The 4,421-nt window shown below is 57.3% G+C and carries 4 protein-coding genes; all 4 read right to left on the bottom strand.

The features are described 5' to 3' along the window. A partial coding sequence (locus tag ABHR75_RS08495; RefSeq protein WP_346964108.1) for a glycosyltransferase occupies window positions 1-895 on the bottom strand: 895 nt, incomplete at its 3' end. 12 nt (window positions 896-907) lie between these two features. Next, a complete protein-coding gene (locus ABHR75_RS08490) occupies window positions 908-2,026 on the bottom strand; it encodes a glycosyltransferase family 2 protein (RefSeq protein WP_050766148.1) in 1,119 nt (372 codons plus the stop codon). A gap of 74 nt (window positions 2,027-2,100) precedes the next feature. Next, a complete protein-coding gene (locus tag ABHR75_RS08485) occupies window positions 2,101-3,141 on the bottom strand; it encodes a glycosyltransferase family 2 protein (RefSeq protein ID WP_346964107.1) in 1,041 nt (346 codons plus the stop codon). 6 nt (window positions 3,142-3,147) lie between these two features. Beyond that, window positions 3,148-4,251, bottom strand: a complete 1,104-nt coding sequence (locus ABHR75_RS08480) for a glycosyltransferase family 2 protein (protein ID WP_138112769.1) — start codon at window positions 4,249-4,251, stop codon at window positions 3,148-3,150. Window positions 4,252-4,421 lie beyond the last annotated feature (170 nt).

Raw genomic sequence — 4,421 nt, 5'->3', positions numbered from 1 at the left:
GCGCAGCATCGTTGTCCACGGCAGAACCGTTAAGCGCCGCGGCAACGGCAGCAAACACTTTGCCGCAGTCCGAACCCAGCAACCTCAGCGCATCGTACAGCACCAGATCACACAGGAAGTACGCCAGGTCATCAGCATGCTGTGCGTCGAGACCGTCGCGCTGCCAGTCAGCCAGCATAGCGGAGTAAATCTTCACGTGCTCCAGCAGACGTGTCTCGTCGTCGTAGCGCATGGTGTCCATGAGCGAACCCTTGCGAGCCACGCGATAGTCGTACAACTTGTTCGAGATAAGCGCGGTCTTGTGCGAACGACCGTACACGGCAAAGTCGAAGACCTGGTCCTCGCCATACTTAACGGTTTCGTCGAACACGATCCCGTTGCCCAGCAAGAAGTCGCGCTTGCAGGCGGTGCGCCATGCAAAGGGACGAGACGCTTCCTTAAACAGCAGGTCGGAGCTATAGCCCTCAAACGACACATCGCGCGGGCTAAGCACATAGTTAAGCCACGGATACCCCGCCTCCAGCGGATACGGGTTCGCGCCAAAGGTCAACACGTCGCAGTCCTCGCGCTCAAAGGCATCGACGATCACGCGGCATGCATCGGGCGTAAAGCGGTCGTCGGAATCCAAGAACGCGACAATAGGCGCCGTGGACGCGGCGATGCCTGCATTGCGCGCGCTCGACAGGCCCCCGTTCTCTTTATCGACCAACGTAAAGCGCGCGTCCTTTTCGCAATAGGCAGCCGCAATATCGCGCGAACCGTCCGGCGAGCCATCGTTGACCAGCACGCCTTCCCAATCGGGCATGTCCTGCGCAAGCAGGGAGTCCAGGCACCAGGCCAGGCACTCCTCCACCTTATAGATGGGAACGACAACGGAAATCTTGGGGGTAGTCATAGCCAAGTGCTCCTACTGTGCGGCCGGCACGTCATCGGGATGCGGATTATCGCCGTAGGTGCGCTGATACGTCAGCACGCGCCAGACCAGCGGCAGGCCGCCAATCTTAAAGTAGTGCTTAAACGTATTGAGCTTGCCGGGCTTCTTAAAGTCAAAGCGCGAATCGATATAAGCACGGGGCGACTTGACCATCAGGCGCAAGTCGGTCTCGCCGCGCGGATCGAACAGCGACAGATCAAAGCGACCGGCATCCCAATCGGCCTTGAGCTCGGGCGAAGCCTTCTCCCAAAACTGCTCGCGCAGCTCATCGACCAGACGCTCGTCATTCCAGCGATACGTATCGACCTTCATGCGCATTAAAATGCCCTGGAGCTGAACCTTGAGCTCGGGACGTTCATCCAAAAAACGTTGCATCTCGGCATATTCGTCGCACACGCAAAACACCTTGTTGGGCGAATTAACAGAGCTCTTCTCATTGTCCTGGCGATAGCACAGGATGGGGTCCGCAATAAACGCGGCACGCTCGGCGCACGCCCAGACCTTAAAGTTAAAGCCTGCGTCCTGATACGAGGCGCCCGGCGTGGGAAGGAACCGAATCTGATTGTCGTTGAGGAACTCGCGCCGATAGATGGCAGACCAAATGGAAGGTTTGCGGTAGAAGATGCCAGGGCGATCGACGGGGCGATACGCGGCGCCCGTCATATGCTCATCGATAATCCCAAACAGCTCACGGCGCTCACTGGGCGCGGACCAATACAGGTAAAAGTCGCCCTTTACCACATCGGCATGCTCAGCATCGGCCTTGGCAACCAGCTTTTGGAGCGAATCCTCAAACATAAAGTCGTCGGACTCAAGGATGCCCACGTACTCGCCGCGCGCCATCTCCAGGCCGCGGTTCATCGAGTCACCGTAGCCGCTGTTGGCCTTGTCGATCATCTTCACACGGGGGTCGCGCTCCATGTACTCGCGGATGATATCCGGCGAGCTATCGGTGGAACCGTCATTGATACAGATGATCTCGATGTCCTTAAGCGTCTGCGCCACGGCGGAATCGAGGCACTCGCACAGGTAGCGTTCGACATTGCAAATGGGGACAAGCAGCGAAACTTTAGGGGTATCAGAGTTCTGCAAGAGAACCTCCTGTTGAGTAGCGTGTAACAGGGTTATTTTAACAGCCGAGTTGCGGCGAGCGGCAGCGCTTGGAATTAGATAAAGCGCTCCAGGCAGGCTTTGAGACCGCGAGTCGAAAGATAGAACAGCGTGGCGTCTGCCATCGAAACGCCCGAGGTCGCCGCAACGAGCTTGTGGGCAACACGGCGAACGGCGCCCTTAGCAGGCATATCTGCCCAGTCCGTTCCCAAAAACGTCGCGAGGTCCATGTTGACGCGAGCCGCCACGCGATGGAAGTCATCGGCATCCAAGCGCGCCAGGTCGAACACAGTTAGGTCCAAAAACCAAGTTATCAGCTCGCCGGGGCACAGGTCTAAAAGACCGTAGGCCGCCCAGTCCTCCAAGACCTCCTCGAGCATCCTCATGTGGGCGTCAAGCTTTTTGGCGCGAGCCTCGGCACTGTTGAACTCGTGCGTCGCCGATTCACTCTCCATCACGTAGTGGTAGAACTTGTCCGGCATGACGACGGTCTTGTGGGCAAGCGCATAAGCCGCAAATTGGAAGACGACGTCCTCGCCCAAAGCCAAACCGGGGGCGAAGCGAATGCCTTCGCGATTGAGCAGCTCGCGCGAAAAAGCCGCACGGCAGGCATAGGGCTGCGCATTCGAATGGAACAGTAGTTGGGGATCACGGGCGCCGAAGGTACCAGCTTTGGGGCTCATGAGTTGCTGGACGCGTTTGGGGGCAGCATCGGCAGGTTCACAGACGCCGCCAAAAACGGCGACCTCGGCATCTGAAGACTCCATGGCATGCAGCACGCGCTCGACCGTCTGGGCGTCGATGTAATCGTCGGCGTCTACAAAGAAAACCACCTCGCCCTTGGCGGCATCGATTCCGGCATTTCGGGCGAACGAGACGCCCGCGTTTTCCTGGTCAATCACCAGTACGTGATCGTCGGCCTGCGCGATCTGGCGCAACACGTTCAACGAATCATCAGTCGAACCGTCGTTGACGCAGACAACCTGAATCGAGCGCTCGGACTGGGCCAACAGCGAATCGAGACATCGCTGAATGGAGCGCGCAGAGTTGTAAACGGGGACGACAATGGTAGCTTTAGGACACGAGGCCTCTCCCATGCCGACCTACCCCCTCAGCGATTCGATGAGGAAGGCAGCAACCACGCCTGGGCCTCCAACCGAGGCGTAATACTTAGCACGCCCCAAGGCACCATCCGTCGCAAAACTCGGGTGCTCGTCAACCCAGCCCTCAGGATCTTTGAGGATGGCAGCGAGATTTGCGCGCTTCCACGGCTTGAGGTCGTCAAGCGAAAAGTCCCCGGCGTCCAAGGCCGCCTGAAATTCCTTGGCCATCTGCACCAGGAACTCCTTATAGAACTTAGGCGCCAGGCGCACGTAGTTCCACATGTACGAATCGTACTTAATGAGCTGATTGAACTTGAGCATGCGCGCGACATCGACGCTTGCGTGGTCGCGGGCATAATCCTCTCGAATCCAACGCTCAATCTCGGCATACTCGGTATTGACGCAAAACACCTTAGCCGAAGAATTGACCGAGGAATTCTCGTTGTCCTGGCGATACGACAACACGGCATCATGCAGGTAAACAGCCTTATCGGCGCACGCGATCACCTTAAAGGCAAATGACGTGTCCTGAAAGGATGCCCCCGGAGTCGGCAGGAACTTAATGCCGTTGCGCTCAAGAAAATCGCGACGGTACACGGCCGACCAAATCGACGGCTTTTGCTTAAAGAACTGCGTCGTATCGCTCGGGTGCACCGGCTTACCGCAATCCCGAGGTCTAAACATCTCGTGCAGCGAACGGCGCTCCTCGGGCTTAGACCAGTAGAAATCAAAGTTCGCCTTCGCAAAGTCGGCATTATTGCTATCGGCGGCCGAGACAAGATTTTCGAGTGCGTCGGGCGCTATAAAGTCATCGGACTCTAAGATGCCGACGTACTTGCCACGCGCCATCTCCAGGCCATGGTTCATCGAGTCGCCGTAGCCGCTGTTGGCCTTGTCGATCATCTTGACGCGCCCATCGCGATCCATATACTCGCGGATAATCGCGGGCGAGTTGTCGGTCGACCCGTCGTTAATGCAGATGATCTCGATGTCCTTGAGCGTCTGCGCCAGGGCGGAATCGAGGCACTCGCGCAGGTAGCGCTGAACATTGTAAATGGGAATAAGCAGCGACAGAACAGGGCTGCCAGAGGCGTTAGTAGACAAATGTGCTCCTTAGGAAATACCTGTCGTTTCATGGTATCAAAGGGTCAGCGCGCCAGCGGGCGTTTATATAATCTATGGAGCTCGCAGAGGCAAACCTTGATTATCGACTTTATCCGAACACCTCCCACATTCATCCGCACATGTACGGATGAATGTGGGAACCCGATACC

The organism is Collinsella aerofaciens (assembly GCF_039752955.1).
Lineage (GTDB): Bacteria > Actinomycetota > Coriobacteriia > Coriobacteriales > Coriobacteriaceae > Collinsella > Collinsella aerofaciens_BI.
This window is presented reverse-complemented; position numbering and strand designations above follow the sequence as displayed.